At 64.5% G+C, this 24,789-nt stretch carries 24 protein-coding genes and 1 pseudogene; 12 read left to right on the forward strand and 13 right to left on the reverse strand.

Features of this window, described 5'->3' with window-relative positions; all coding sequences use genetic code 11:
* Positions 1-25 precede the first annotated feature (25 nt).
* Positions 26-1,717 (forward strand): NAD(P)H-dependent oxidoreductase subunit E, encoded by a 1,692-nt coding sequence (locus BG457_RS16320; protein ID WP_071798559.1) that lies wholly within the window; start codon positions 26-28, stop codon positions 1,715-1,717.
* A 3-nt stretch (positions 1,718-1,720) separates the two neighbouring features.
* Positions 1,721-4,486, forward strand: coding sequence for a formate dehydrogenase subunit alpha (fdhF, locus tag BG457_RS16325; protein ID WP_071798561.1), 2,766 nt, complete (start codon positions 1,721-1,723; stop codon positions 4,484-4,486).
* A 104-nt stretch (positions 4,487-4,590) separates the two neighbouring features.
* On the opposite strand, the gene BG457_RS16330 is transcribed toward fdhF, so the two are convergent.
* Complete coding sequence (locus BG457_RS16330; RefSeq protein ID WP_071798563.1) at positions 4,591-5,889, reverse strand: DEAD/DEAH box helicase; 1,299 nt, start codon at positions 5,887-5,889, stop codon at positions 4,591-4,593.
* A gap of 215 nt (positions 5,890-6,104) precedes the next feature.
* Positions 6,105-6,461, reverse strand: coding sequence for a hypothetical protein (locus tag BG457_RS16335; RefSeq protein ID WP_071798565.1), 357 nt, complete (start codon positions 6,459-6,461; stop codon positions 6,105-6,107).
* Between the two features lie 212 nt (positions 6,462-6,673).
* Here BG457_RS16335 and BG457_RS16340 point away from each other — a divergent pair, with 212 nt between their 5' ends.
* Positions 6,674-6,880, forward strand: coding sequence for a cold-shock protein (locus BG457_RS16340; RefSeq protein ID WP_071798567.1), 207 nt, complete (start codon positions 6,674-6,676; stop codon positions 6,878-6,880).
* A gap of 7 nt (positions 6,881-6,887) precedes the next feature.
* On the opposite strand, the gene BG457_RS16345 is transcribed toward BG457_RS16340, so the two are convergent.
* The 3 genes from BG457_RS16345 to BG457_RS16355 are packed head-to-tail and all read right to left on the reverse strand — an operon-like array spanning position 6,888 to position 8,441.
* A complete protein-coding gene (locus BG457_RS16345) occupies positions 6,888-7,211 on the reverse strand; it encodes an arsenate reductase family protein (RefSeq protein WP_071798569.1) in 324 nt (107 codons plus the stop codon).
* Positions 7,212-7,218: 7 nt separating this feature from the next.
* Positions 7,219-8,154 carry an alpha/beta fold hydrolase gene (locus BG457_RS16350; RefSeq protein WP_084657686.1) on the reverse strand — a complete coding sequence of 312 codons (936 nt, stop codon included), beginning with the start codon at positions 8,152-8,154 and terminating at the stop codon, positions 7,219-7,221.
* Positions 8,154-8,441, reverse strand: a complete 288-nt coding sequence (locus tag BG457_RS16355; protein ID WP_071799253.1) for an SCP2 sterol-binding domain-containing protein — start codon at positions 8,439-8,441, stop codon at positions 8,154-8,156. The genes BG457_RS16350 and BG457_RS16355 overlap by 1 nt, the downstream gene beginning before the upstream one ends.
* A 75-nt stretch (positions 8,442-8,516) precedes the next feature.
* Here BG457_RS16355 and BG457_RS16360 point away from each other — a divergent pair, with 75 nt between their 5' ends.
* From BG457_RS16360 to BG457_RS16385, 6 genes are all read left to right on the forward strand, one after another.
* Positions 8,517-9,086, forward strand: a complete 570-nt coding sequence (locus tag BG457_RS16360; RefSeq protein WP_084657687.1) for a tetratricopeptide repeat protein — start codon at positions 8,517-8,519, stop codon at positions 9,084-9,086.
* A 33-nt stretch (positions 9,087-9,119) separates the two neighbouring features.
* Positions 9,120-11,924, forward strand: a complete 2,805-nt coding sequence (locus BG457_RS16365; RefSeq protein WP_071799255.1) for a helicase-related protein — start codon at positions 9,120-9,122, stop codon at positions 11,922-11,924.
* A 4-nt stretch (positions 11,925-11,928) separates the two neighbouring features.
* Positions 11,929-12,306 (forward strand): RNA-binding S4 domain-containing protein, encoded by a 378-nt coding sequence (locus BG457_RS16370; protein WP_071798571.1) that lies wholly within the window; start codon positions 11,929-11,931, stop codon positions 12,304-12,306.
* 59 nt (positions 12,307-12,365) lie between these two features.
* Entirely contained in the window at positions 12,366-12,704 is a 339-nt protein-coding gene (gene fdxA / locus BG457_RS16375) for a ferredoxin FdxA (RefSeq protein WP_071798573.1), read from the forward strand.
* A 254-nt stretch (positions 12,705-12,958) separates the two neighbouring features.
* Entirely contained in the window at positions 12,959-13,468 is a 510-nt protein-coding gene (locus BG457_RS16380) for a CarD family transcriptional regulator (protein WP_071798574.1), read from the forward strand.
* A 138-nt stretch (positions 13,469-13,606) separates the two neighbouring features.
* Complete coding sequence (locus BG457_RS16385; RefSeq protein WP_071798576.1) at positions 13,607-14,347, forward strand: YebC/PmpR family DNA-binding transcriptional regulator; 741 nt, start codon at positions 13,607-13,609, stop codon at positions 14,345-14,347.
* A 4-nt stretch (positions 14,348-14,351) separates the two neighbouring features.
* Here BG457_RS16385 and BG457_RS16390 read toward each other — a convergent pair whose 3' ends face one another.
* The 6 genes from BG457_RS16390 to BG457_RS16415 form a co-directional block, all read right to left on the reverse strand.
* The gene (locus BG457_RS16390; RefSeq protein ID WP_084657688.1) at positions 14,352-15,287 is read right to left on the reverse strand and encodes a DMT family transporter; all 936 of its coding nucleotides are present in this window, start codon (positions 15,285-15,287) and stop codon (positions 14,352-14,354) included.
* Positions 15,288-15,543: 256 nt separating this feature from the next.
* Positions 15,544-16,065 (reverse strand): SRPBCC family protein, encoded by a 522-nt coding sequence (locus BG457_RS16395; protein WP_071798578.1) that lies wholly within the window; start codon positions 16,063-16,065, stop codon positions 15,544-15,546.
* Positions 16,043-16,408 (reverse strand): ArsR/SmtB family transcription factor, encoded by a 366-nt coding sequence (locus BG457_RS16400; RefSeq protein ID WP_071798580.1) that lies wholly within the window; start codon positions 16,406-16,408, stop codon positions 16,043-16,045. Before BG457_RS16400 ends, BG457_RS16395 begins: the two co-directional genes overlap by 23 nt.
* Positions 16,409-16,785: 377 nt before the next feature.
* The gene (locus tag BG457_RS16405; RefSeq protein WP_071799257.1) at positions 16,786-19,122 is read right to left on the reverse strand and encodes a hybrid sensor histidine kinase/response regulator; all 2,337 of its coding nucleotides are present in this window, start codon (positions 19,120-19,122) and stop codon (positions 16,786-16,788) included.
* A 127-nt stretch (positions 19,123-19,249) separates the two neighbouring features.
* Entirely contained in the window at positions 19,250-20,404 is a 1,155-nt protein-coding gene (locus BG457_RS16410; RefSeq protein ID WP_071798582.1) for an RsmB/NOP family class I SAM-dependent RNA methyltransferase, read from the reverse strand.
* Between the two features lie 90 nt (positions 20,405-20,494).
* Positions 20,495-20,911, reverse strand: a complete 417-nt coding sequence (locus tag BG457_RS16415) for a PaaI family thioesterase (protein WP_071798584.1) — start codon at positions 20,909-20,911, stop codon at positions 20,495-20,497.
* Positions 20,912-20,987: 76 nt separating this feature from the next.
* On the opposite strand from BG457_RS16415, the gene BG457_RS16420 reads away from it, so the two are divergent.
* The 3 genes and pseudogenes from BG457_RS16420 to BG457_RS20765 all read left to right on the forward strand — a co-directional run.
* On the forward strand, positions 20,988-21,779 hold the full coding sequence (locus BG457_RS16420) for an enoyl-CoA hydratase (protein ID WP_071798586.1): 792 nt from the start codon (positions 20,988-20,990) through the stop codon (positions 21,777-21,779).
* Between the two features lie 380 nt (positions 21,780-22,159).
* Positions 22,160-22,402: a hypothetical protein gene (locus BG457_RS20055; protein ID WP_139257812.1), complete on the forward strand. Its 243-nt coding sequence runs from the start codon at positions 22,160-22,162 to the stop codon at positions 22,400-22,402.
* A gap of 27 nt (positions 22,403-22,429) precedes the next feature.
* Positions 22,430-22,585: pseudogene (locus BG457_RS20765) on the forward strand (4-fold beta flower protein); the annotation flags it as partial.
* 311 nt (positions 22,586-22,896) lie between these two features.
* Here the strand turns inward: BG457_RS20765 and choV are convergent.
* Both choV and choW read right to left on the reverse strand, forming a co-directional pair.
* Positions 22,897-23,934: a choline ABC transporter ATP-binding protein gene (gene choV, locus BG457_RS16425; protein ID WP_071798588.1), complete on the reverse strand. Its 1,038-nt coding sequence runs from the start codon at positions 23,932-23,934 to the stop codon at positions 22,897-22,899.
* Positions 23,931-24,782: a choline ABC transporter permease subunit gene (gene choW / locus BG457_RS16430; protein ID WP_071798590.1), complete on the reverse strand. Its 852-nt coding sequence runs from the start codon at positions 24,780-24,782 to the stop codon at positions 23,931-23,933. Before choW ends, choV begins: the two co-directional genes overlap by 4 nt.
* Positions 24,783-24,789 lie beyond the last annotated feature (7 nt).

A 24,789-nucleotide genomic window follows, 5' to 3' on the forward strand; every position in this document is an offset into this window, starting at 1 on the left:
GAAGCAAGCGAAAAGGGGTGCGCGCATGGCTCTCGATCAGGCAAGCGGCAAAGGCGTATGGAAATCCGGTCGCGGCAAGGGCCGCGCCACGCCCAAGGGGCGGCAATATGAGGATGCAGCACTGGATGAGGTGCTGGCTCTGCTGGGGGACCGGCCCCGCAACCGCGATCTGCTGATCGAATTCCTGCATCTCATTCAGGACGCCCATGGCCATCTCTCGGCCCGCCACCTGCGCGCGCTCGCGCATGAAATGCGCCTCTCCATGGCCGAAATCTGGGAAGTGGCGTCCTTCTACGCCCATTTCGATCTGGTCAAGGAGGGCGAGACCCCGCCGCCCGATCTGACGATCCGGGTCTGCGACTCGCTCTCCTGCGAACTGGCCGGGTCCGAGGCGCTTTATGACGCGCTCTCATCCGGCATGGACCCCGCGCACGTGCGCGTCTTGCGCGCGCCCTGCATGGGCCGCTGCGACACGGCCCCGGTGCTGGAACTGGGCCATAACCATATCGACCACGCGACCCCTGAAAAGGTCGAAGCCGCGATTGCCGCAGGCGACACCCATGCGCATCTGCCCGACTATCAGACGTTTGAGGCTTATGGCGCCGAGGGCGGCTATGCCGCCCTGACCGATCTGCGCGCGACCGGCGACTGGGAAGCGGTGCAGGAAAAGGTACTGGCCTCCGGCCTGCGCGGGCTGGGCGGCGCAGGCTTCCCCTCGGGCAAGAAATGGGGCTTCGTGCGCGCCAATCCCGGTCCCCGCTATCTGGCCGTGAATGGTGACGAGGGCGAGCCCGGCACTTTCAAGGACCGCTACTATCTGGAACGCACCCCGCATCTGATGCTGGAGGGGATGCTGATCGCCGCCTGGGCGGTCGAGGCCGCGCGCTGCTATATCTATATGCGCGACGAATACCCCGCAGTGCTGGAGATTCTGCGCCGCGAGATCGCCGCGCTGGAAGCCGCAGGGCTGGCAGAGCCGGGCTATATCGAGCTGCGCCGCGGCGCGGGCGCCTATATCTGCGGCGAGGAATCCGCGATGATCGAATCCATCGAGGGCAAGCGCGGTCTGCCGCGCCACCGCCCGCCCTATGTCGCGCAGGTGGGGATCTTCGACCGCCCGACGCTGGTGCATAATGTGGAAACCCTGCATTGGGTCGCCCGCATTTGCCGCGAAGGCCCGCAAATCCTCTCCGATGTGGAACTCAATGGCCGCAAGGGGCTGCGCTCCTATTCGGTGTCGGGCCGTGTGGCGAAACCGGGCGTCTATCTGCTGCCCGCAGGCTCGACCATCCGCGATGTGATTCAAGCCGCAGGCGGCATGGCCGCAGGGCATGAGCTCAAAGCCTATCAGCCCGGCGGGCCTTCCTCGGGCCTCTTGCCCGCGAGCATGGACGATATCCCGCTCGATTTCGACACGCTGCAGCCGCATGGCACTTTCATCGGCTCCGCCGCCGTGGTGGTGCTGTCGGATCAGGACTCGGCCCGCGATGCCGCACTGAACATGCTGCGGTTTTTCGAGGATGAATCCTGTGGCCAATGCACGCCCTGCCGCGCAGGCTGCGAAAAGGCCGTGAAGCTGATGCAGGCCGAGCATTGGGATCAGCCGCTTCTCGAAGAGCTCTGCACTGTGATGCAGGATGCCTCGATCTGCGGGCTGGGGCAGGCCGCGCCGAACCCGATCCGCCTTGTGATGCAACATTTCCCGCAGGAGATCTGAGCCATGGTCACATTCACCCTTGATGGCCGCGAAGTCACCGCAGAGCCCGGCCAGACCATCTGGGAAGTCGCCAATGGGCGCGGGCTGAAGATCCCGCATCTGTGCCATAAACCTGCCCCCGGCTACCGCCCCGACGGCAATTGCCGCGCCTGTATGGTCGAGATCGAGGGCGAGCGCGTTCTGGCCGCAAGCTGCATCCGCGAACCCTCCGAGGGCATGGTCGTCCATACCGAAACCCATCGCGCGAAAACCGCGCGCAAGGCGGTGATCGAGCTTCTGCTGGCCGACCAGCCCGAGCGCGCCGCCGCCCATGACCGCAGCAGCCACCTCTGGGACATGGCCGAGGCCACGGGCGTCAGCGAGAGCCGCTATCCGACGCTGGAAGCCGAGCGCATCCCGCTTCTGGATGACAGCCATGTCGCCATGCGCGTCAATCTCGATGCCTGTATCCAATGCGGGCTTTGCGTGCGCGCCTGCCGCGAGGTGCAGGTCAATGACGTGATCGGCATGGCCGGGCGCGGGCATGACGCCTATCCGGTCTTTGATTTCAACGATCCGATGGGCGATAGTTCCTGCGTGGCCTGCGGCGAATGCGTGCAGGCTTGCCCCACCGGTGCGCTGATGCCCGCAACTGTGCTTGATGATGCGCAGCAGGGCGACAGCCGCGATTTCGACCGCGAAGTGGCCTCGGTCTGCCCCTTCTGCGGTGTGGGCTGCCAGGTCAGCCTGAAAGTGAAGAATGACAAGGTGATCGCGGTTGACGGGCTGAACGGTCCCGCCAATGAAGGGCGGCTTTGCGTCAAGGGCCGCTTCGGTTTTGATTATATCCACCACCCCCACCGGTTGAACGTGCCGCTGATCCGCCGCGAGGGCGCGCCGAAGGGGCTGAATGTCGACCCCGGCAACTGGGGATCGGTCTTCCGCGAGGCGACATGGGACGAAGCGCTCGACGCCGCCGCCAGGGGCCTGGGCGGGTTGCGCGACAGCCATGGCGGCAAATCCGTCGCGGGCTTTGGCAGCGCGAAATGCTCGAATGAGGAAGCCTATCTGTTTCAACGGCTTATCCGCGAAGGCTTCGGCCATAACAATGTCGACCATTGCACCCGGCTCTGCCACGCTTCCTCGGTCGCAGCATTGATGGAAAATGTGGGCTCCGGCGCCGTGACCGCGACCTTCAACCAGATCGAACATGCCGATGTGGCGATTGTCATCGGCGCGAACCCGATCGAGAACCACCCCGTCGCCGCCACCTATTTCAAGCAATTCACCAAGCGCGGCGGCAAACTGATCGTGATGGATCCGCGCGGTCAGGCGCTCAAGCGCTTCGCCACCCATATGCTGCAGTTCAAACCCGGTGGCGATGTCTCCATGCTGAACGCGATCATGCATGTGATCGTCGAAGAGGGGCTGTTCGACACCCAGTATATTCAGGCCATGACCGAAAACTGGGACGCGATGCGCACCCATCTCGCCGACTATGCGCCCGAGAAAATGGCCCCGGTCTGCGGCATTGATGCGGATACCCTGCGCGCGGTCGCCCGCGATTTCGCGACCGCCAAGGCGGGCATGATCTTCTGGGGCATGGGCGTCAGCCAGCATATCCACGGCACCGACAATTCGCGCTGCCTGATCTCGCTCGCGCTGATGTGCGGCCATGTCGGGCGTCCGGGCACGGGGCTGCACCCGCTGCGCGGCCAGAACAACGTTCAGGGCGCCTCCGACGCCGGGCTGATCCCGATGTTTCTGCCGGATTATCAAAGTGTTACGGCGGAATCTTCACGTAACCATTTCGGCAATCTCTGGGGCACGGATATCATCCCGGAAAAGGGCCTGACCGTCACCGAAATCCTCGATGCGGTCCATGCAGGCCAGATCCGGGGCATGTATATCCTTGGCGAGAACCCCGCCATGTCCGACCCCGACGTGACCCATGCGCGCGAAGCCTTGGCCAAGCTCGATCACCTCGTGGTGCAGGATATCTTCCTGACCGAGACCGCGAATTACGCCGATGTGATCCTGCCCGCCGCCGCCTTCTACGAGAAATCGGGCACAGTGACGAACACCAACCGGCAGGTCCAGATGGGCCGCCCGGCTGTCTCCCCGCCCGGACAGGCGCGCGAGGATTGGGCGATCACCGTGGAACTGGCGCAGCGTCTGGGCCTCGACTGGGGCTTCACCCACCCGTCACAGGTCTTTGCCGAGATGAAACTGGGCATGAAAAGCCTCGACAATATCACCTGGGAACGGCTGGAGCGCGAAACCGCGGTCACCTATCCCTCGCTCACGCCCGAGGATCCCGGCCAGCCCATCGTCTTCGCCGATGCCTTCCCGCGCGAGAATGGCCGCGCGCGGTTTGCCCCGGCGAAAGTCATCGCCCCCGATGAACTGCCCGATGCCGAGTATCCGATGGTCCTGACCACCGGCCGCCAGCTGGAGCATTGGCACACCGGCGCGATGACCCGCCGCGCCAGCGTCCTCGATGCGGTCGAGCCAGAGGCGAATTGCTCGCTGCACCCCTCCACCCTGCGCCGCTTGGGCGTGGAACCGGGCGGCATGGTGCGGCTTTCGACCCGGCGCGGCGCGATCACGGTCATGGCCCGCGCCGACCGCGCGGTCAGCCCGGATATGGTCTTCCTGCCCTTCGCCTTTGTCGAGGCCGCAGCCAATATCCTGACCAACCCGGCGCTGGACCCCTACGGCAAGATCCCCGAATTCAAATTCGCCGCCGTGCGGGTAGAAGCGGCGGAAAGCCCGGTCGCGGCAGAGTAACTCTTCCACATTTTCTTGCCGGAAGTACTCCGGGGTCCGGGGCAGAGCCCCGGCCTTCCCCGAAACAAGAAAAAGGGCGCCCGCTTGGGGCGCCCTTCGCAATTTCAGGCCGATTTGCGCGACCGCTCGCGCCCGCCGCCGGGCTTGCCAAAGCTCTTGCGCGGCCCGCCGGGTTTCGCGCGCGCCGGACGCTGGCCTTGCCCCTCAGGGCGTGCACCCCCCCGACCGGGGCCTTTCTTGCGCGCGGCCGCGCGGGCTGCCACCGCCATGTCATCGGGCCATGCCGTGCCGCCCGCAATGGTCAGATCGCGCTTCATCAGCCGCTCGATGGCGCGCAGATCGCCCATTTCCGCAGGCGCACAGAAGGCAATCGCCCGGCCAGAGGCGCCCGCGCGCGCTGTCCGCCCGATCCGGTGAACATAATTCTCCGGCACTTCCGGCAGCTCGAAATTATAGACATGGCGCACATCGGGAATGTCGATGCCGCGTGCGGCCACATCGGTCGCGACCAGCACTTTCAGCTTGCCCTCGCGAAACGCTTGAAGCGTGCGCTCGCGCTGGCCCTGCGATTTGTTGCCATGGATCGAGCCCGCCTCGATCCCCCAGCCGGTCAAGAGCTTCATCAGCTTTTCCGCGCCATGTTTGGTGCGGGCGAAAACCAGCGCCAGTTCCTCGGGATGCTCTTTCAGATAGCCCTCCAGCACCCGCGCCTTGTCGCCTTGGCTGACGTAATGCACCGACTGGTCGATCTTGTCGGCAGGCTTGCCCGGCGCTGCCACCTGAATCCGCTCGGGCCGGTCCAGATAGGCGCTGGCGATCTCGTTCATCTGCTTGTTCATCGTCGCCGAGAACATCATGGTCTGGCGCTCTTTCGGCAAAAGCCCCGCGATCTTGCGCAGCGCATGGATGAAGCCCAGATCCAGCATCTGGTCAGCCTCATCCAGCACCAGCATCTGCGTCTCCGAGAGCGTCAGCGCGCGTCGCTCCAGCAGGTCCAGCAGGCGCCCCGGTGTCGCCACCAGAATATCGCAGCCCTTGGCCAGTTTCTGGATCTGCGGCTGCATACCCGCGCCACCGACGACGCGCTGCACTTTCAGCGGCGTCTTGCGCGCGAAACCATCGAGCGTGGTCGCGATCTGCGTCACCAGCTCGCGCGTCGGCGCAAGGATCAGCGCCTGCGTGGTCTTGGGGGCAGGGCGGCCCGCACTCAGCAGATTGTGCATGATCGGCAGGCCGAAGGCCAGCGTCTTGCCAGTGCCGGTCTGCGCCAGACCCAGAATATCACGGCCTTCCATGATCACCGGAATCGCGCGCGATTGAATGGGGGTAGGGGCCTTGAAACCTTGGGTTTCCAGGCCGGTCATCAGAACGGGCTTCAGCCCGAACATGGTAAAATCAGTCACGTCTCAGTCCTTTACTTGCCCGAACAAACAGGCGATTGGCCCCGGACGGATGCCGGGGCGGGTTTGGGGGCACATCGTCACATGCGCCGCCCCCCACGCGTGATGTCGGGAAGCAATTTGCGGGCAGGCTGCCCTGACCACAGCCGCGAATATGCTCACGCGGCATGGCTGTGGATGGCACGCAGATGGGGCCACCGGCGCGATAAGTCAAGCCTTTAGTGTGGATCGGGCTGCCGTGCGACCAGCGCCAGCACCCCGGCCAGCGCGCACATCGCAATCGGGAACATGGTGAACACCCCAAAGCCGAAGGTCACATACATCCCCGCGCTGGACGCCAAGAGCAGGATCCCGCCGACCATATTGACCGAGCGCGCCATAGAGGCCCCCGCAATCGCCAGAACCGGCGCGATCAGGCTCATCGCCCGGATCAGCGCCATATTCGCAACACCACCGGTAAACTCAGCCAGTTCCGGGTAGCGAATCAGCAGATCCGTATAACCGAAGCTGAAAAAGCCGACGATCATGCCCCATAATCCGCCGATCAGTCCAAGGGTCAGGGCCGCGTTGCGCATCTTCCGCTCATCCTTTCGCAATATTGGGCAATGCCTCGCCCGGCCTGTTCCATATAAGCAAATCTCTTGCGTTTTAACCCGGCTCTGGCAAAATCGCCCTCGGGATGACAGACTTTCTACGACCGCCTCTGTTTGACAGCCGGCAAAGGAAGACCTGGCTGAACGGCCCCGTGGCAATGACGCTATGGGTGGGACAAACGAGGAGAAGACCGATGCCGACAGGCACCGTGAAATGGTTCAACACGACCAAAGGCTATGGATTCATTGCCCCCGAAGGCGGCGGCAAGGATGTGTTCGTGCATATTTCAGCCGTCGAGCGTGCCGGACTGACCGGCCTCGCTGATGATCAGAAAGTCGCCTATGAGTTGCGCGCCGGGCGCGACGGACGGGAATCGGCCAGCGATCTCAGGCTGCTCTGAACGCGCCTCACGCCACCCCGAGGGCCGATTGCACATCGGCCTTCCACCCCAGATACAGCGCGTCGCCCGCACGGATCACCGGGCGCTTCATCAGGCTCGGATGCGCGGCCAGAAGCGCTTCGGGCGCGGTCGCGCGCTCTGTCTCCGACAGTCCGCGCCATGTGGTCGAGGCGCGATTGACCAGCGCATCCCCGAATCTGGCCAGAAATTCGGCGCGCTCCGCCTCGGACAGGGGTTCCGCGCGAATGTCACGCAACGTCGCCTCGGGCAGGGCTTTCAGCGCCTTGCGGCAGGTGTCACAGCTCTTGATGCCGTAGATCGTGAGTGTCATGGCGTCCTCAATTCGCGTCAAACAGCGCAAGGCTGCGGCGCAGGAAATCCGCGCGCACCTCGGGCAGTTCCATCATCAATTCATGCAGCGCGCCGGAATAGAGTTCAAGCGCGCCCCGCGCCCAGCCCTCCATCCGCGTCTTGATCGCCTCGGGCGAGACGATCATTTCGCGCGTGCCCAATCCGCAGAACGCAGGCAGATCCGGGGCGGGCAGATGCGCCAGCGCCCGCGTCTCGGCCAATGCGGCGGTCAGCCAGCGCAGGCTCGGGGCGCCAAGGCGCAGCGCCTCATGGCGCGCAACCTGTTCCTGCATCCAGGAATATGTCTCAAGATCGCGCGTCAACTCATTGTCATCAAAGACATTCTCCCAAAGCCGGAACTTGACGCCCGCCCCCGGTATCTCGCGCAGATCGCCCCCCGCCAGCCCCAGCGTCGAGGTGGCAAGCCGCACCGCCTGCGCCAGGGCCGTGCTCACCGGCAGCCCCCACATCGGCGCACTGAACGCACAGGCACGCGCCGGAAAGCCCGTGATCAGCGCCCGCAGCGCGATACAGCCGCCCATGCTATGCGACAGCAGGTAGCGCGGGGCCGCGTCGCCCGCCACATGATCCAGCACCGCGCGAAAGGCGGCCACATCCTGCTGATACTCGGCGAAACCGCCGACATGCCCGCGCAGCGGCAGGCCGGTGGGCCGGTCCGACAGCCCCTGACCGCGCCAGTCGATCAGCGCCGCACCATAGCCCGCCCGCGCCAGATCGGCGACGACCCGGCCATATTTCTCGATCACCTCGGTGCGGCCGGGAAAGATCGCGATCATCCCTTTCGGCCCGACCGGCCAATGCGCCACGCGCAGCCGCACGCCATCCGCCGCATGCACCCAGACCACCCCCGCAGGGGCGGGCGCCTCTGCGACATCCGCGAAAAACGGCGCGCCGTGCCCCATCAACTCAGCGCAGAGCCCAGCTTCATCGCCATGCCCATATTGCCCTCGATCTTCAGCTTGCCCGACATGAAGGCCATGGTGGGGTTCACATCGCCCTCGATAATCCCCTGAAAGGTCTCGGCGCTCGCGATCATGGTCACATCGGCCTCGTCATCGCCTTCCCGCACGCCGTTTTCATCGACCATGATGCAGCCTTCACCCTTGATGTCGAATTTTGCCGTACCGTCAAAGCCATTGGGCATGCGGTTTGAGAGCGCCTCGATGGCTTTGCTCAGGACGTCGCTCATGCAGGTCTCCTTGGTTTTCCGATTTGTGATGCCGCGCATATGGATTCGCGCAGCGTTTGCGTTACACTCCCTACTATGGATAGTCGGTGGCGCATTCTCAATCCTGTCGTTGCGGCATTGGCCGGGTTTTTGCTGACAGCCCCTGTGGCGGCCAGCGAAACCGGGGGCGGCGAGGATGTGGCCGCGCTGCTGGCAGAATTGCAAAAGCCCGATCAGGAGGGCTGGCGACGGCTGGAGCGCCAGATCACCCGCGCCTGGTCGCGCTCGGGTTCGGCCAGCGCCGATCTGCTGCTGCAGCGCGGGCGCGAGGCGATGCGCGCGGGCCAGACCGCTACCGCGCTCGAACATTTCACAGCGCTGATCGACCACGCCCCCGAATTTGCCGAAGCCTATCACGCCCGCGCCACCGCATGGTTCATGGATGGCAAACTGGGCCGCGCCCTCGATGATCTGCGCGCGGCGCTGGCCTATAACCCCAGCCATTTCTCGGCGCTGGCGGGGCTGGGGCGCATTTTCGAGGATCTGCAGCAATTCGACCGCGCGCGAGAGGCTTACCGCGCCGCGGCGACTATACATCCGCATCGGGCTGACGTAAAAACCGCCCTCGACCGGCTGAACAAACAGCTGGACGGCACGGCGCTGTAGCAGCGCGCGGCAAAAGGAAACAGGCGGATGAACATGCGCGCGCAGTCGCGGGCCGTCGCGGTGCTGGGGCCGACCAATACCGGCAAGACCCATTACGCCATTGAACGCATGCTCGCCCATCGCACCGGCGTGATCGGCCTGCCGCTGCGCCTGCTCGCCCGCGAGGTCTATGACCGTATCCGCGCGCTGCGTGGACCAGATTGCGTGGCGCTGGTGACGGGCGAGGAACGCATCGTCCCCGACCGCACCCAATACTGGGTTTGCACGGTCGAGGCGATGCCGCTGGAGATCGGCGCCGATTTCGTGGCCATTGACGAAATCCAGCTCTGCGCCGATCCCGAACGCGGGCATGTCTTCACCGACCGGCTGCTCTCGGCGCGCGGCTTGCATGAAACCCTCTTCATGGGCTCGGACACGATGCGCAGCGCGATTGCAGCGCTTGTGCCCGGCGTGCAGTTTCAGCGCCGCGAACGCATGTCGCAACTCAGCTATACCGGCTCGAAAAAGATCAGCCGCATGCCCGCGCGCAGCGCCATCGTCGGCTTCTCGGTCGAAAGCGTCTATGCCATCGCCGAACTGATCCGCCGCCAGAAAGGCGGCTGCGCGGTCGTCATGGGCGCGCTGTCCCCGCGCACCCGCAATGCGCAGGTTGATCTCTATCAGAATGGCGATGTCGATTATCTGGTCGCCACCGATGCCATCGGCATGGGGCTCAATCTCGATATAAAGCATGTGGCCTTTTCCGCCACGCGCAAATTCGATGGCCGCCGCATGCGCCCGCTGACCCCGGATGAGCTGGCGCAGATCGCGGGCCGGGCAGGGCGTTACCAGAATGACGGGTCTTTCGGCGTCACCGGCGAAGCCTCGCCCTTGCCCGATGAGGTGATCGCGGCCATCGAGAACCACCAGTTCCTGCCCCTGCGCAAACTCAACTGGCGCAATGCGCGGCTGGAATTCGGCACGCCAGAGCGGCTGATCGCCGCGCTGGAGAGCCACACCAGCAATGAATGGCTGTCGCGCGCCCGCGATGCCGATGACCTGCTGGCGCTGAAAACCCTGACCAGCCAGCCCGAGATTCGCGACCGCCTGACCCACCCGCGCGATCTGAAACTTCTGTGGGATATCTGCCGCGTACCCGATTTCCGGGGCATCTCGGCGGCGGAACATGCGGGGCTTCTGGGCCGGGTCTTTGACTTCCTGCAGGGTGACGGGCGGATTGACGCCGATTGGCTGGGCCGCAACATCCAGCGCATTGACCGGACCGATGGCGATATCGACACATTGTCGAAACGTCTGGCCTATATCCGCACCTGGACCTATATCGCGCAGCGCAAAGCCTGGGTCGATGATGAAAACCATTGGCGCGAGGCGACGCGCGCTGTAGAAGACCGCTTGTCAGATGCGTTGCACGAACGCCTGACCCAGAGATTTGTTGACCGCCGCACCTCTGTGCTGCTGCGGCGGTTGAAGCAGAAGGAGAGCCTTGTGGCTGAGGTGAACGACAAGGGCGAAGTGACCGTCGAGGGCGAATTGATCGGACGGCTGGAAGGGTTCCGCTTCCAGCCCGACAAGACGGCCCATGCCGATGAGGCGAAAACGCTGCGGCAGGCATCGCTGGCCGCGCTGACCCCGCTCTTCCATCTGCGCGCGGATAAATTCTACAATGCCCCCGATACCGAGTTCGAATTTACCGAACAGGGCGGGCTGATCTGGGGCACCACCGCTGTCGGCAAGCTGGTGAAGGGCGACGATCCGCTGCGCCCGCAGGTCGCGGCTTTCGTCGATGACGAAGCGGGCCATGACGTGACCGAAAAGGTCCGCCGCCGGTTGCAGCATTTCATCGACCGCAAGATCGCGGCGCTGTTTGAACCGCTGCTGAACATGACCCGCGACGAGACGCTCTCGGGCCTTGCGCGCGGCGTGGCCTTTCAACTGGTCGAGGCGATGGGCGTCATCCCGCGCGAAAAGATCGCCAATGACATCAAATCGCTCGATCAGGACGCGCGCGGCATGCTGCGCAAACATGGCGTGCGCTTCGGGCAATACACGATCTTCCTGCCGCTTCTGCTGAAACCCGCGCCGACCCGGCTGCGTCTGGTGCTGCGCTCGCTCACCGAGGGGCTGGAGAGCTTCCCCGAAAGCCCGCCGCCCGGTCTGGTGACGATCCCGCATATCCCGGAAGTGCCCGCGGATCACTATCTGATGGCAGGCTACCGCCCGGCAGGCGCCCGCGCCATCCGCATCGACATGCTGGAGCGTCTGGCCGATCTGCTGCGCGCCTGCGACAGCCGTGCGGGGTTCGAGGCGAAGCCCGACATGCTCTCGATCACCGGCACCACGCTGGAGCAATTCGCCGATCTGATGGGGGGTCTGGGCTACAAGGCCGAGCGCGGCGAACGCCCGAAGGTGAAACCCGAAGCCGAAGCAGGCGCCACGCCCGAGGCCACGCCCGAGACCGCGCCCGTGACCGAGGCCCCGGCGGAAGCGGTCGCTGATGCTGACACCCCGGTCGAAGCCGCACCCGCCCCGGAAACCCCGGCGGAAGAGCTGACCGAGGTCTATTTCACCTTCACCTGGGCCCCGCGCCCGCGCCGCGATCCCCGCCCCGAGCGCAAGCCCGAGGCCCGCAGCGACGCGAACCGCCCGCGCGAGAAACGCGGCGAGGGGCGGGCTGACGGTGACCGGCGCAAGGGCGGCAAGCCGAAACCCGGCAAGCCCAAGGACCGCAAGCCGGAACCGCAGCGCGAATTCTCCGCCGCGCCTTCGCGCAAATCCGACAAGATCGACCCGGATAACCCTTTCGCGGCAGCGCTGATGGGGCTGAAACTCAAAGGGTAGGCGCGTGGGGGAGGCCCGCCCGACGCTCCGCCTCGACAAATGGCTCTGGCAGGCGCGATTCGTGAAATCGCGCTCGCTGGCGGCGAAACTGATCGAAACCGCAGGCATCCGAGTCAATGGCCAGCGCATCGCCAAACCCGCCTATGCCGTGGGGCCGGGCGATGTGCTGACCTTCGCGCTGGGCACGCGTGTTGTGGTCGCGCGCATCCTTGCGCTTGGCACAAGGCGCGGCCCCGCCCCCGAGGCCCGCGCGCTCTACGAGGATCTCTCGCCCCCGCCACCGCCCCCGGACCTCTCGCGCCCCGTTCCCGCGCCCGGCGGACGCCCCGACAAGCGCGAGCGGCGCAGATTTCCCCCTGCGGCACCAGAGGCGCTTGATTGATCGCCAGCGCTGGATTATGTGCCCTCTCGACGCCGCTGCAACTATCAAGGACGCCTTCAATGACCTATGTCGTGATCGACAATTGTATTGCCTGCAAATACACGGATTGCGTCGAGGTCTGTCCCGTCGACTGTTTCTATGAGGGCGAGAACATGCTGGTCATCCACCCGGATGAATGCATCGATTGCGGCGTGTGCGAACCCGAATGCCCCGCCGACGCGATCCGCCCCGATACCGAGCCGGATATGGAAGACTGGGTGGAGTTCAACCGCAAATATTCCGAGATGTGGCCGGTCATCATCACCAAGAAAGACCCGCTGCCCGAAGCGACCGAGCGCGATGGCGAGACCGGCAAGCGCGACAAATATTTCTCCGAAGCACCGGGCGAGGGCGGCTGAACCTCTCGCAGTGCCTTGCCGGGCCGGGCCGCGCGGTCCCATATGCAATCGCGCGAATTTGTGACAGGGCGCTGGCCCAAGCCGCTTTGATTCGCGACGGTTTTATGATATAGAATCAGGAACACGTTAACAGTCCGGGATCGGCAGTGCTGCCAACTGCCGTTTTTTTGTCGCCAAATCCTAAGGATCAGCAGGAAATCCGGTTTCCTGTCGATTTTTTATGTGCCGCGCAGGGCCAGAAGAGGAAGATGTGAATGTCCAAAGCGAAGAAATCCGAGTTTCGTCCCGATGAATATGTCGTCTACCCCGCGCATGGCGTGGGCCAGATCGTCTCGATCGAAGAGCAGGAAATCGCGGGCCTGAAACTGGAACTTTTCGTCATTTCCTTCGAGAAAGAGAAAATGACCCTGCGCGTGCCGACCAACAAGGCCGCGACCGTGGGCATGCGCTCGCTCTCCTCGCCGGAGCTTGTGAACAAGGCCCTGGCCACGCTCAAGGGCAAGGCCCGCGTGAAACGTGCCATGTGGTCGCGCCGCGCGCAGGAATATGAACAGAAGATCAATTCCGGTGACCTGCTGGCCATTGCCGAAGTGGTGCGCGACCTGCATCGCAATGACGACCAGCGCGAGCAATCCTATTCCGAGCGCCAGCTCTATGAAGCCGCGCTGGAGCGGCTGACGCGCGAAGTGGCCGCAGTCGCAGGCGGGGACGAATCCGTGGCGCAAAAGCAGGTCAATGACATGCTGGTGTCGCGCGCCGCCTAAGCGCATCCGACAGATCATCCGCAAAACGCCCGCAAGCGCGGGCGTTTTCGCCTTTCAGACGTGGCGCCGGGGCTTGCCCAAGGGCTTGGCGCTGGTCTAAGAGAGCGCGCACAGAGCAGCGAGCCACCGGAGGGAACCATGGCAGGCCATTCCAAATGGGCCAATATCCAGCATCGCAAGGGCCGTCAGGATGCGGTGCGCGCGAAACTCTTTTCGAAACTCTCAAAGGAAATCACGGTCGCCGCCAAGATGGGCGACCCCGATCCCGACAAGAATCCCCGCCTGCGTCTGGCCGTGAAAGAGGCCAAGGCCGTCTCGATGCCGAAAGACAATATCGAGCGCGCGATCAAGAAATCGCAGGGCGGCGATGCCGAGAATTACGAGGAAATCCGCTATGAGGGCTATGGCCCGAATGGCGTCGCGGTGATCGTCGAGGCGATGACCGACAACCGCAACCGCACCGCCTCGAATGTGCGCTCGACCTTCGCCAAGAATGGCGGCAATCTGGGCGAGACCGGCTCGGTCGCCTTCATGTTCGACCGCAAGGGCCAGATCGTCTATCCCGCCAGCGCGGGCGATGCCGATACGCTCATGCTCGCCGCCATCGACGCAGGCGCCGAAGATGTCGAAAGCTCCGAAGATGGCCATGTGATCTGGTGCGCCGATACCGATCTCTCCGCCGTCTCCACCGCACTCGAAGAGGCATTGGGCGAGGCCGAAAGCACCAAGCTGGTCTGGAAACCCCAGACCACGACCGAGCTTGATCTCGACGGCGCGCGCGCGCTGATGAAGCTGATCGACGCGCTGGAAGATGACGATGACGTGCAGAATGTCACCGCCAATTTCGAAGTCGCGGAGTCGGTGATGGCCGAACTCTGACTGGCTATAATAGCGGCGCCGGACGGCTGATCTGGCGCCGCAGCACCGCCTCGCGCCAGGTGATGAAACCCACCGCTGCCATGATCACGCAGCCCCCCAGCACGACATAAAGATCCACCGCCTCGCCAAAGACCAGCGCACCCAGCGCCACCGCCCAGACCAGTTGCAGAAAGGTGACGGGCTGGGTGACCGTCACCGGCGCCGCGCGAAAGGCCAGTGTCATGGCGAAATGGCCTGCCGTGCCAAAGGCCGCGATCCAGAACAGCCAGAACATCTGCATCGGCGTCGGCGGCACCCAGACCGCAATCGCCAGCGGTGCAAGGCAGATCGTGACCGTGATCGACAGCATCGCGACCACCACCGCCGCATCGGACCGGCCCGACATGCGCTTGGCCATCAGATAAGAGGCGGCGAAGAAGATCGCTGTGCCGATCATCGCCAGATGACCGGGTGCGATCTCGCGCAGACCGGGGCGCAGGATGATCAGCACCCCGAGAAACGCCGCCGCAATCGCCAGCAGGCGCCGCAGCGCCAGTTTCTCGCCCAGAAACAGCGCCGCCCCCAGCGTGATATAGACCGGCGTGAGATAATTCATCGCCGTGACTTCGGCCACCGTGATCTGGGTCATCGCATAGAACCACAGGATCACGCCCAGCGAATGCACAGCGCCCCGCAGCCCGAAAAACCCCAAGCCCGCCCGGTCGGGCGGGTCGCGATAGAGCGCGCCCAGCATTGGCAGCACGAAGATCAGCCCCAGCAGATAGCGCAGAAAGCCGGTCTGCACCGCGGGCAGCTCATCGCCCAGATGCTTGACCAGCCCGGTCAGCGCGACAAAGCACAGGCCGGTGATGATCATCCAGCCAATGCCCAGCAACGGCCGGTGATCCGGCGCGCGCGGCAGGGGGGCGGTCTGGGTCTGATCGGGCAAAATGCTTCGCATGTTCACTATCTCGCATGCCAGGACCCGCAGAGCAAGAGGGCAGCGTCCCCGAATCGCACCCGTGCCCTTCCGGTGCCTCCTGGGCCGACTGCCCGCCCGCAGCGCTTCGACCCTGAAACAAGCTTCCGCCCTATGGGACTGTTCTGCGGGTCATTGCCGCCTTGCGCTGCGGTGATGAACAAGGTCTGGCTTAGAGACGCATCGGAAAGGCCGGTTTGGGAAAGCGGCGGGCAAGACTGGAGTCCCCACCACCGTATCAGCCCGCATTGCTGGCACTGAGCGCGGCCAGAACTGTATCCAACTCATCGAACTGTTCGGGATAAGCGCCCGTGCTGCCAGAGGCGATTGCCGCGTCGAGAGCGTCCTTGGAGGGGTAGAGGTCGGAAAGAACCAGATGCGTCTTTCCGTCTTTCTCCGTCAGGGTGAGCGTGGTCAGAGATCCGTCGTCGCCTTCCTCATTCGTCCAGACAATGCGCTCATTGGGCACAACCTCAATATATCTGCCGAAAAAAGCCATGGGCTGATCGAAGTCAGGATGACCGAAGACGAAGCGGTAGCTGCCGCCGGTGCGGATGTCTGCCTCACAGGAGATAAAGGTGATACCCAAGGAGTCCGGCGCCCACCAGCGCATCAATAATTCCGGCTTGGTCCAGGCCGCGAAAACCAGATGCGCGGGGCTGTCGAAGCTTCTGGTAATCACCAGTTCGCGGTCGGATCGCCGGGTCACATCCGTGCGGTTTTTCCTGAGGCCGGGGTCACTCTGCTTTGTTTCGTCCATTGGATGTCTCCTTCTGTTTCAACTCCTCGACAACCATATCCAGCGCGTCGAAACGCGCGCTCCAAAGCTGGCGATAGCGCTCGATCCAAGCCATTTCTTCCTCCAGTCGGCTGCGGCCAAGTCGGCAGTTTCGGACCCGCCCGACCTTTTCGGTGGTGACGAGGCCCGCGCGCTCAAGCACATTGACATGCTTTTTCATGCCGGTGAGGGTCATGTGAAATTTCTCGGCAAGCTCGGTGATCGACGCATCCGACCGTCCCAGTTGCTCCAGAACGCCGCGTCGCGTGGCATCCGAAAGCGCAGCGAAAGACGCATCGAAATGAGTTTGTGAATACTGAACCATATGGTTCAATATGGCGTGGGGATCAGCAGATGCAAGGGGCTGCGTCTGCCGGTTCGCGGGTTACAGCGCCGCTGTTGCTCAAAGCGATGCGCATCGAGGCTGGTGCTTATCTTCGCATTCGGCCGGATAGCCCCCACTAGCTGCCTTGCGCGAGATGCAGAAGCGAGGCGTCCTTCCCGGCCATCTCGGGTCGTCTGGACTCCCGCAGAGCGGGTTGCGCGCCTTTGCAAGCGCTTGCCCGCCTCTCAAGGCCGCATGTTGCGCGAAACCGGAAACCACGCTTGCGCTACATGCCCCAGCCATTGTTCCAACCCGCAGGGCCCGCGCGCCCCGCGCGCAGCGAAGGCCCCGTTGCACCCCATGCCCGCGCGCCTGTATCAGGCCGCTTCGGACCGGCGTTGCAACTGCGCATTCACGGTTTCGGTGAATTCGGCCAGCGAGAAGGGCTTTCCGATGAAGCTGGCATTGCTGATGCGCGCCTGCGCGGCCACGCGGCTGTCCTCGGCATAGCCCGACATGAACAGCACCGGCGTCTCGGGAAAGCGGTCGCGGATCTGCGCGATCCAGCCTGGCCCGTCCAGCCCCGGCATGATCACATCGGTCACGAAGAAATCCGGCCTGATCTCGGGATCGCTCAGGATCTCCAGCGCCGCCTCGCCGCAATCCGCCTCGATCACGCGATGGCCCTGCAATTCCAGAGCGCGCGCCGCAAAAGAGCGGACCGCGGCTTCATCCTCGACCAGAAGCACCAAGGCGCGCCGCGCCTGCAAGGCCGCGGGTGGCAGGCTCTTGCGCGGGGCTTCCTCGACCCTCTGCACGGCATCGGGCCGCTGCGCAGTGAAATACAGCGTGAAACTCGTGCCCACGCCTTCCTCGCTCTCGACAAAGATATAGCCGCCCGATTGCTTGACGATCCCATAGACCGTCGAGAGCCCCAGCCCGGTGCCCTCGCCGGGGCGTTTGGTGGTGAAAAACGGATCGAACACCTTGCCCAGCAGCGGTTGCGGAATCCCGGTCCCGTCATCGCGGATGCGGATCACCGTATATTCCCCGGCGGGCAGAAGCACCCCGTCGCGCAGAATGCCCTGTCGCAGGGTGATCGTATCCGTCTCGATCCGAATCTCGCCGCCCATGGGCAGCGCATCGCGGGCATTGACCACGAGATTCATCAAGACCTGCTCGAACTGGCGCTTGTCGGTGCGGATCGGGGCGACAGAGGCGCCATGGCGCAGCGAGAGCGTGATCTTCTCACCCACCAGCCGGTTCAGCAGATGGATCACATCCTCCATCATGTCCTGCAGATCGAGCGTGACGAATTTCAGCGTCTGCTGGCGCGACAGGGCCAGCAACTGCCGCACCAGCGCTGCGGCGCGATTGGTGTTTTGCTGGATCTGCATCAGATCGGGGTAATCCAGATCGCTGCGGTCATGGCGCAGCAGCAGCAGGTCGCAATGCCCCGTGATCGCGGTCAGCAGATTGTTGAAATCATGCGCCACCCCGCCCGCCAACTGGCCGATGGCCTGCATTTTCTGGCTCTGGGTGAATTTCGCCTCCAGCGATTTCAGTTCGGTCACATCGCTGAGCGCGGCAATCACCTCGCAGCCCGGGCCATGGCCGGGGCGCGCGAGCGTCACGCGCAGATAGGTCTTCTCGGCGTCATTGTGCAGCCGCAAGACTTCGGTGGAGCGCTTCAGCCGCCCCGAGGCGACATCGGCCAGCCATTCCAGCACCGGCCGGCCCAATCCTTCCAGCAGCGTGTTCAGCAGCGGCGGCTCCGGGCTGTGCAGCCGCAACAGGCGGCGGGCCTCGCGGTTGAGATAGGTGAAGCTGCCATCCGGGCGCAGCCGCGCGATCGCAACCGGCATGCTGTCCAGCGCATCGATATCGGCCCCGTCAAGGGGCGCGTCCTGCGCGAGGGTCATGGCGGGGGGCAGAAGCAGGAAAGCCTCGCCCTCCTGCCCGGCAGGGGCAGTAAGATGCAGCACCGACAGCCCTGCGGGCAGCGGCTCTGGCAGCGCGGCCAGCAGGGGCGCGGGATCGGAGCGCAGCGCCGCCCGAAACCCGGCCTCCTCCATACCCGCGCGATCCAGCGCGGCGCGCAGCGCGGGCGAGAGATAGGAGCCACCTCCCTCCGCATCGAATTGCGCGATGAAAAAGGGCAAGCTGTCACGCGGATCGCTATGGCTGCGGATCCGCAGCCGCCAGAGCATCACCTCCGGGGTGGCCCTCGTGACCATGTAGCAATGCATGTCCTGTCCGCAGAGCATCTCATGCCTGCTATGCCCCTGCACCAGCGCCTGCGCATGCAACCGCGCCACCAGCCCGTCGGGATCCGCGTTCAGCCCCTCGAACAGCGCGCCGATGCGGGGCCTGGCGGTCAGATCCAGCCGCTCCTGCGCGCGACGATTGCCCCGGAGCACAGAATGGTCCTTGCGGTCCACCAGCAGACAGACCGCATCCTCAGCGGCGATCAGATGATCGATCAGATCGATCTCGCGGCAGCGCAGATGCTGCGCCAGCGCGTTCAGCGAGAGCGCCCCCCCGACCAGCAGGATCACGGTCGCCGCAATGGTCAGCGCGGCCAGTGCGACCAGCGGCTGCGCGCCCACCAGTCCGACCAGCAGAAACCCAGCCGCCAGAGCCAGCGAGAGACGCGCCTGGACAGGGGTCAGCCGCCGCGCAAGGCGCAGGATCGGCTGATGAGCGGAAAGCAATGACGGTCCGGGCACGCGCATACCTCAACTGGTGGGTCAGCACATCCTCGCAGCACGAGGTTAAGCAATGTTTAATGCTCAACCGTAGCACCCCGGCGGAATGGCGCAACTTATAGTTGCCCCGGCGTCAGGCATCTCGTCTCAGAAGCGCCAGATAGAACCCGTCGCCGCCCTCCAGCGGCGTCAGGCTCCGGCTGCTTTGCAGGCTGAACTCCGCATGGCGCGCCGCGAAATCCGCGATCTGCGCCTGATTCTCAAGGGCGAACAGCGAGCAGGTGACATAGGCCAGCCAGCCGCCCGGACGCACCCGCGGCGCGACCTGATCCAGAATCGCGCGCTGGATCTGGCGCAATTGCGCCAGTCTCTCCGGTGTCAGCCCCCATTTGCCGCCCGGCGCGCGCCGCCAGCTGCCAGAGCCGGAACAGGGCACGTCGCACAGGACCAGATCGAACTGCCCCGCAGGCGCGGCAAGCATCGGCACCGTCACTCCGGCCCGCGCCGCGCGCGCGGGCAGATCGCGCATCCGCGCCGGATTGGCATCATGCGCCGTGACCTGCGCGCCCAGCGCTGCCATCGCCAGCGATTTGCCGCCGCCGCCCGCGCAATAATCCAGCACGCGCAGCCCCTCCAGCGCGGGCAGATCCGCAATCACCGCCTGCGAAGCGGCATCCTGCAACTCCACCAGCCCCTCGGCATAGGCGCCGGAGCGCTGCACTCCACGGGCGTTCCCGATAACCTCCAGCGCCGAAGGGGCGAGCGGATGCGGGCGCGTCGCAATCCCTTCTTCCGCAAGCCGCGCCATGGCCGCGTCGCGCCCGATGCGCGCCAGATTGACGCGCAGAAAAACCGGCGCACGCTGGCGCAGCGCCTGCAGCACCGCCACATGATCGTCGCCCAGGCTGGCCGTGAATGCGGGCATCAGCCAGTCGGGGCAATCCAGCGCAACCGGCTCGGGCAGGGGCGGGGGCTGATAGGCGGCTTCCTCTGCTGTCAGCGGGGGCGGGGCATGGGTCTGTCCGGTGAAGATCGCGCCCGCCTCCTGACCGGCGCTGCGCAACAGCCCCAGAATCAGCCCGCGCCCGGTCATGCTGCCCCCCAGATGCGCGCAGGAGCGTTTGCAGCGCAGCACGTCAAAGACCAGATCACGGATCGCGGCGCGGTCCTTGGCGCCGGCATAGCGCGCGCCCCGCGCCCAGCCGGTCAGGGCCTGTTCGGCGGGGGCTCCGCCAAGGATACGGTCAAGGATCTCGATGGCGGCCTGATGGCGGGCGGCAGGGGTCATGGGGGCGTCATCCGGTTGTTCTCGCCCGCCTCATATCAGGCGCGCGGGGCAGAGGTAAGGTGCGTGGTGACCACGCACCCTACGGCCCGCTCACCGCTCGGGCGGAATCGAATAGGTCAGCGAGGCGCGCGCGACCGGGGCCTCCATCCCCTCCGAGAAGATCAGGCAATCCCCCACCGCCAGCACCCGCCCCAGTTTCAGAAGCCGCGCCTTGCAGATCAGATCCACCCCGGCGGCGGGTTTGCGCATGAAATCGATCGCGCAATTCGTGGTGACACTCAGCGCCTTTGGCCCGACCATCGCCAGAATCGCCAGATAGACCGCCACATCCGCCAGCGCGAACATCGCCGGGCCGGAAACCGTGCCCCCCGGTCGCAGATGGCGCTCGTCATGCAAGAGCCGCACTGTCACGCGCATCGGCGCCACCTCGTCAATCGCGAACATGCCCGCCACCTGCGCGAAATCAGAGTGCAGAAAGGCCGTAAGCGCCGCGCGGTCCATTTGCATGGGGGATCCTCCGCAAAAGGGTTTTCCTGAACATGTTATCTGCCTACAGTCGCGGAAAATGCGGAGGATATGCAAGATGATCGAGCCCATTCTGCAATGTGACGTCGCGGCGGGCGTGGCGCGGCTGGTGATGAACCGCCCCGGCAAGCTCAATGCGCTCTCGGATGCGATGCTGGCGGCGCTGAAAGACAGATTGACCGAAATCGGCAATGATCCGGCCATCAGGGTCGTTATACTGGCGGGCGCAGGCAAGGCCTTCTGCGCGGGCCATGATCTGGCCGAGATGCAGGCCGGACGCGCGGCGGCGGATAAGGGCGCGGCCTATTTCAAAGATCTCTTCTCCCGCTGCGCCGAGGTGATGCAACTCATCCCCGCCCTGCCGCAGCCGGTGATCGCCGAGGTGCAGGGCATCGCCACAGCGGCGGGCTGTCAGCTTGTGGCCTCCTGCGACATGGCGCTCGCCGCCGAGGGCACGCGCTTTGGCGTCAATGGCGTCAATATCGGCCTGTTCTGCTCCACCCCCATGGTGGCGCTGACCCGCAATATCCCGCGCAAACAGGCTTTCGAGATGCTGACCACGGGCCAGTTCATCGACGCCGCCCGCGCGCGCGAGCTGGGGCTGGTGAACCGCGTCGTACCCCCCGAGACGCTGGCGGCCGAGACCCGCGCGCTGGCCGATCTGGTGGCGGGCAAACTCGCCTCTGCGGTGAAGATCGGCAAGCGCGCCTTCTACCAACAGGCCGATATGAGCCTTGCCGAGGCCTATGCCTTCACCGGCGCGGCGATGGTCGAGAACATGCTCTGGCGCGACACGGATGAGGGGATCACGGCATTCCTTGAGAAGCGCAAACCCGACTGGGCGTCCTGAGCGCGCGCCGCGCCGCAGCCGGATTTTCGCAAGGCCGAGAAGCAGGGCTGGTGTTCGCCACCTGACACAAGATACCCTAGGACGGGTTGGAGCCCGGAGCGGACGGTCAGTTGCTCTCGGCGTAGCAGCTACCGGCATGACAGCGATCCAGTCCCAAACAGAAAGGAAGCGACAGGCTAAGTCCGCCCGCCGCTCTGAAAAACTCCGCCGCAGAGCAAGAAAGCAGCGGCTTCGTGGCACCAAGCGCCCATTCCCAGCAACCTACGCAACCGTCGACACCGCTCGGGAGAAAAAGCTTGTCACTTGATTAAACTCAGGCGAACATCATATCGCTCAGGGAATTTTGAACGATTTGCAAATGAGAGATTGGGATTGATGTAATGGAAAAGAAAAATCTTGAAAAAGCTCTTGATGCTGCGATTGCGGCGGCAAACGATTGTTTGGTCAAGCATGGTGTTGAAGAATTAATGGTTATCGAACTAGGACTCGCAGAGCCTTCTCATGTCCGCGATCACCCAACGGCTGTTCAAACAACGTCGACTTGGAAATGCAGTTGTTGGGATTGCGTGAACACGAACGGCGGAATCTGCACTTGCAATGGTCCCGCCTGCCAACAGCGATAATGAGAACAGAGTGTAAAAGATGTTCACAGATGTGGCCCAATGCGTCCCATGCGGTCAGTGAAGCCCGTGAAATCAGCGCGCCGCGTTCGTCCCGTCAAAGCGGTTCGGCACGCCCCTCACATGAAACCAACGCGCAGTATCAGCTGGTCTGACTGCGCCAGTCAGCTTTATTTCCGGCAGTGACTGGACGGCGAGCGCCAGCTTCGTCCCGCTTTGCCGACACTCACCACCCCCGCGCGGAATCAAGGCCGCAGGCCGCCGCGCAGCGCCCGACCGCCCCCCGGGCGGGCGCTTCTCGCTGTCGGGCATCTCAAATCCGCTGGAATAGGCCGCAGCATAAACTGCCCGTCAAAACCGGCAGGAGCGCCCACCCGCGGTCGGGCGCTGCACGGCTTTCTCCCACGGTCAACTGTCTGCATAGTCCCGATAGCTGCCTGTCGCGACCGCATCGCCTGGGGCGCGCGGGGACCTTTCGTCAGGTGGCGAACACTAGGCTACTGCCCGCCCCGCCGGTCCACCAGCGCCGCCATCACCGAGGCGCGCGAGACATGGCCCAGCACCCGCCCGGCTTCGGTTACGCCCAGCCGGTCATGATGCGCATCCATCTGCTCCATCACCGCGCGGATCGGCGTGTCGATATCCACCGCGCGCGTCGGCACAGGACCGGGGCCCGCCACCAGCGCATCACGCGCGCGCAGCACCAGAAGCGGGTTCATATTGGCCACGAAATCCGCGACATATTGATTGGCGGGCCTGGCATAGATCTCGGGCGGGGTGCCGCATTGGATCATCCGCCCGCCCTCCAGAATCGCGATCCGGTTGCCCAGCTTGAAGGCCTCATCCAGATCATGGCTGACAAACAGGATCGTGCGCTTCAGCCGCTCCTGCAATTCCAGCAATTCATCCTGCAGCCGCGCCCGGATCAGCGGGTCCAGCGCCGAAAACGGCTCATCCATCAACAGGATCGGCGCATCTGTGGCGAAAGCCCGCGCCAGCCCCACGCGCTGCTGCATGCCGCCTGAAAGCGCGCTCACCGGCTGGTCGGCCCATTGCGCCAGACCCACCAGCTCCAGCTGCGCCTCGACCTTCTCGCGCCGCGCGCGACGGCTCATCCCCGCCAGTTCCAGCCCCAGCCCCACATTCTCGCGCACCGAGCGCCATGGCAGCAGGCCGAATTGCTGAAACACCATCGCCACGGACGTCATCCGCAGCTTGCGCAACTGCGTGCGCCCGGCTTTCGGGACGGAAACCAGCCCCGAGCCGTCATTGACCAGCACATCGCCCTGCACGATGGGGTTCAGCCCGTTCACCGCCCGCAACAGCGTCGATTTGCCCGAGCCTGACAGGCCCATCAGCACCACGATCTCGCCCATGCCCACATCCAGCGTGCAATCATGCACCCCCAGCACCTGACCGGTGGCGCGCTTGATCTCATCGCGGCTCTGGCCGCATTCCATCAGCGGAATGGCCTTATAGGGATTCGCCCCGAAAACAATCGAGACATTCTGAAACCGGACCGCCGGATCGCTCATCGGCTCACCTCCACCCGCAGCATCCGGTCGAGCATGATCGCAACCGCGACAATCACCGCGCCTGCTTCAAACCCCAGGGCCGCATTGACCGTATTCAGCGCCCGCACCACCGGCACACCCAGACCCGGTGCGCCCACCAGCCCCGCAATCACCACCATCGACAGCGACAGCATGATGGTCTGGTTCAGCCCGGCCATGATCTGCGGGAACGCATAGGGCAGTTCCACCTTCACGATCCGCTGCCGCGTCGTCGCCCCGAACGAAGTTGCGGCCTCGCTCAGCGCTTTCGGCGTCGAGCGGATACCCAGTTCCGTCAGCCGGATCGCGGCGGGCATTGAAAAGATCACCGTCGCCACCAGCCCCGGCACCATGCCCAGCCCGAAAAGCACCAGCACCGGGATCAGATAGACGAAAGTGGGCAGGGTCTGCATCAGATCCAAGACCGGCGTCAGCGCCCGGTAAAACCGCGGATGATGCGCCGAATAGATGCCGAGCGGCACGCCCACACCCATGCAGACGACGCAGGAGGCAATCACCAGCGTCAGCGTCTGCATGGTCAGCACCCAATAGCCCTGATTGAGCGCGAAAAATGCGCAACCCGCGACGATGACCACCGGTACAAACCGGCGCTGCAAGAGATAAGTCAGCGCACAGAATCCCGCGATCACCAGAAACGGATGCGGCGTCTGCAGCGCATTGCCCAGCGCGCCGATCATGCCGCGCAGCACCGCCTCCAGCCCGTCGAAAAAGCCGATGAATGTATCCTGCATCCAGCGAAACGCCGTCGCGACACTGCGCCCGACCGGAATTTTCGCATCCGTAATGATCTGGGTCAGGCCGTCCGCCATGAATTAC

It is taken from the genome of Natronohydrobacter thiooxidans, assembly GCF_001884735.1.
Lineage (GTDB): Bacteria > Pseudomonadota > Alphaproteobacteria > Rhodobacterales > Rhodobacteraceae > Roseinatronobacter > Roseinatronobacter thiooxidans_A.

Excerpts from the sequence above, each read along its gene's own strand:
- BG457_RS16415 (WP_071798584.1), bottom strand. The coding sequence starts at position 20,911 with ATGCAAATGGACCGCGCGGCGCTTACGGCCTTTCTGCACTCTGATTTC.
- fdhF (WP_071798561.1), top strand. The coding sequence starts at position 1,721 with ATGGTCACATTCACCCTTGATGGCCGCGAAGTCACCGCAGAGCCCGGC.
- BG457_RS16345 (WP_071798569.1), bottom strand. The coding sequence starts at position 7,211 with ATGACACTCACGATCTACGGCATCAAGAGCTGTGACACCTGCCGCAAG.
- BG457_RS16420 (WP_071798586.1), top strand. The coding sequence starts at position 20,988 with ATGATCGAGCCCATTCTGCAATGTGACGTCGCGGCGGGCGTGGCGCGG.
- BG457_RS16340 (WP_071798567.1), top strand. The coding sequence starts at position 6,674 with ATGCCGACAGGCACCGTGAAATGGTTCAACACGACCAAAGGCTATGGA.
- BG457_RS16385 (WP_071798576.1), top strand. The coding sequence starts at position 13,607 with ATGGCAGGCCATTCCAAATGGGCCAATATCCAGCATCGCAAGGGCCGT.
- BG457_RS16400 (WP_071798580.1), bottom strand. The coding sequence starts at position 16,408 with ATGGTTCAGTATTCACAAACTCATTTCGATGCGTCTTTCGCTGCGCTT.
- BG457_RS16350 (WP_084657686.1), bottom strand. The coding sequence starts at position 8,154 with ATGGGGCACGGCGCGCCGTTTTTCGCGGATGTCGCAGAGGCGCCCGCC.
- choV (WP_071798588.1), bottom strand. The coding sequence starts at position 23,934 with ATGAGCGATCCGGCGGTCCGGTTTCAGAATGTCTCGATTGTTTTCGGG.
- fdxA (WP_071798573.1), top strand. The coding sequence starts at position 12,366 with ATGACCTATGTCGTGATCGACAATTGTATTGCCTGCAAATACACGGAT.
- choW (WP_071798590.1), bottom strand. The coding sequence starts at position 24,782 with ATGGCGGACGGCCTGACCCAGATCATTACGGATGCGAAAATTCCGGTC.
- BG457_RS16365 (WP_071799255.1), top strand. The coding sequence starts at position 9,120 with ATGCGCGCGCAGTCGCGGGCCGTCGCGGTGCTGGGGCCGACCAATACC.
- BG457_RS16320 (WP_071798559.1), top strand. The coding sequence starts at position 26 with ATGGCTCTCGATCAGGCAAGCGGCAAAGGCGTATGGAAATCCGGTCGC.
- BG457_RS16355 (WP_071799253.1), bottom strand. The coding sequence starts at position 8,441 with ATGAGCGACGTCCTGAGCAAAGCCATCGAGGCGCTCTCAAACCGCATG.
- BG457_RS16335 (WP_071798565.1), bottom strand. The coding sequence starts at position 6,461 with ATGCGCAACGCGGCCCTGACCCTTGGACTGATCGGCGGATTATGGGGC.
- BG457_RS16390 (WP_084657688.1), bottom strand. The coding sequence starts at position 15,287 with ATGCGAAGCATTTTGCCCGATCAGACCCAGACCGCCCCCCTGCCGCGC.
- BG457_RS20055 (WP_139257812.1), top strand. The coding sequence starts at position 22,160 with ATGGAAAAGAAAAATCTTGAAAAAGCTCTTGATGCTGCGATTGCGGCG.
- BG457_RS16410 (WP_071798582.1), bottom strand. The coding sequence starts at position 20,404 with ATGACCCCTGCCGCCCGCCATCAGGCCGCCATCGAGATCCTTGACCGT.
- BG457_RS16360 (WP_084657687.1), top strand. The coding sequence starts at position 8,517 with ATGGATAGTCGGTGGCGCATTCTCAATCCTGTCGTTGCGGCATTGGCC.
- BG457_RS16380 (WP_071798574.1), top strand. The coding sequence starts at position 12,959 with ATGTCCAAAGCGAAGAAATCCGAGTTTCGTCCCGATGAATATGTCGTC.
- BG457_RS16395 (WP_071798578.1), bottom strand. The coding sequence starts at position 16,065 with ATGGACGAAACAAAGCAGAGTGACCCCGGCCTCAGGAAAAACCGCACG.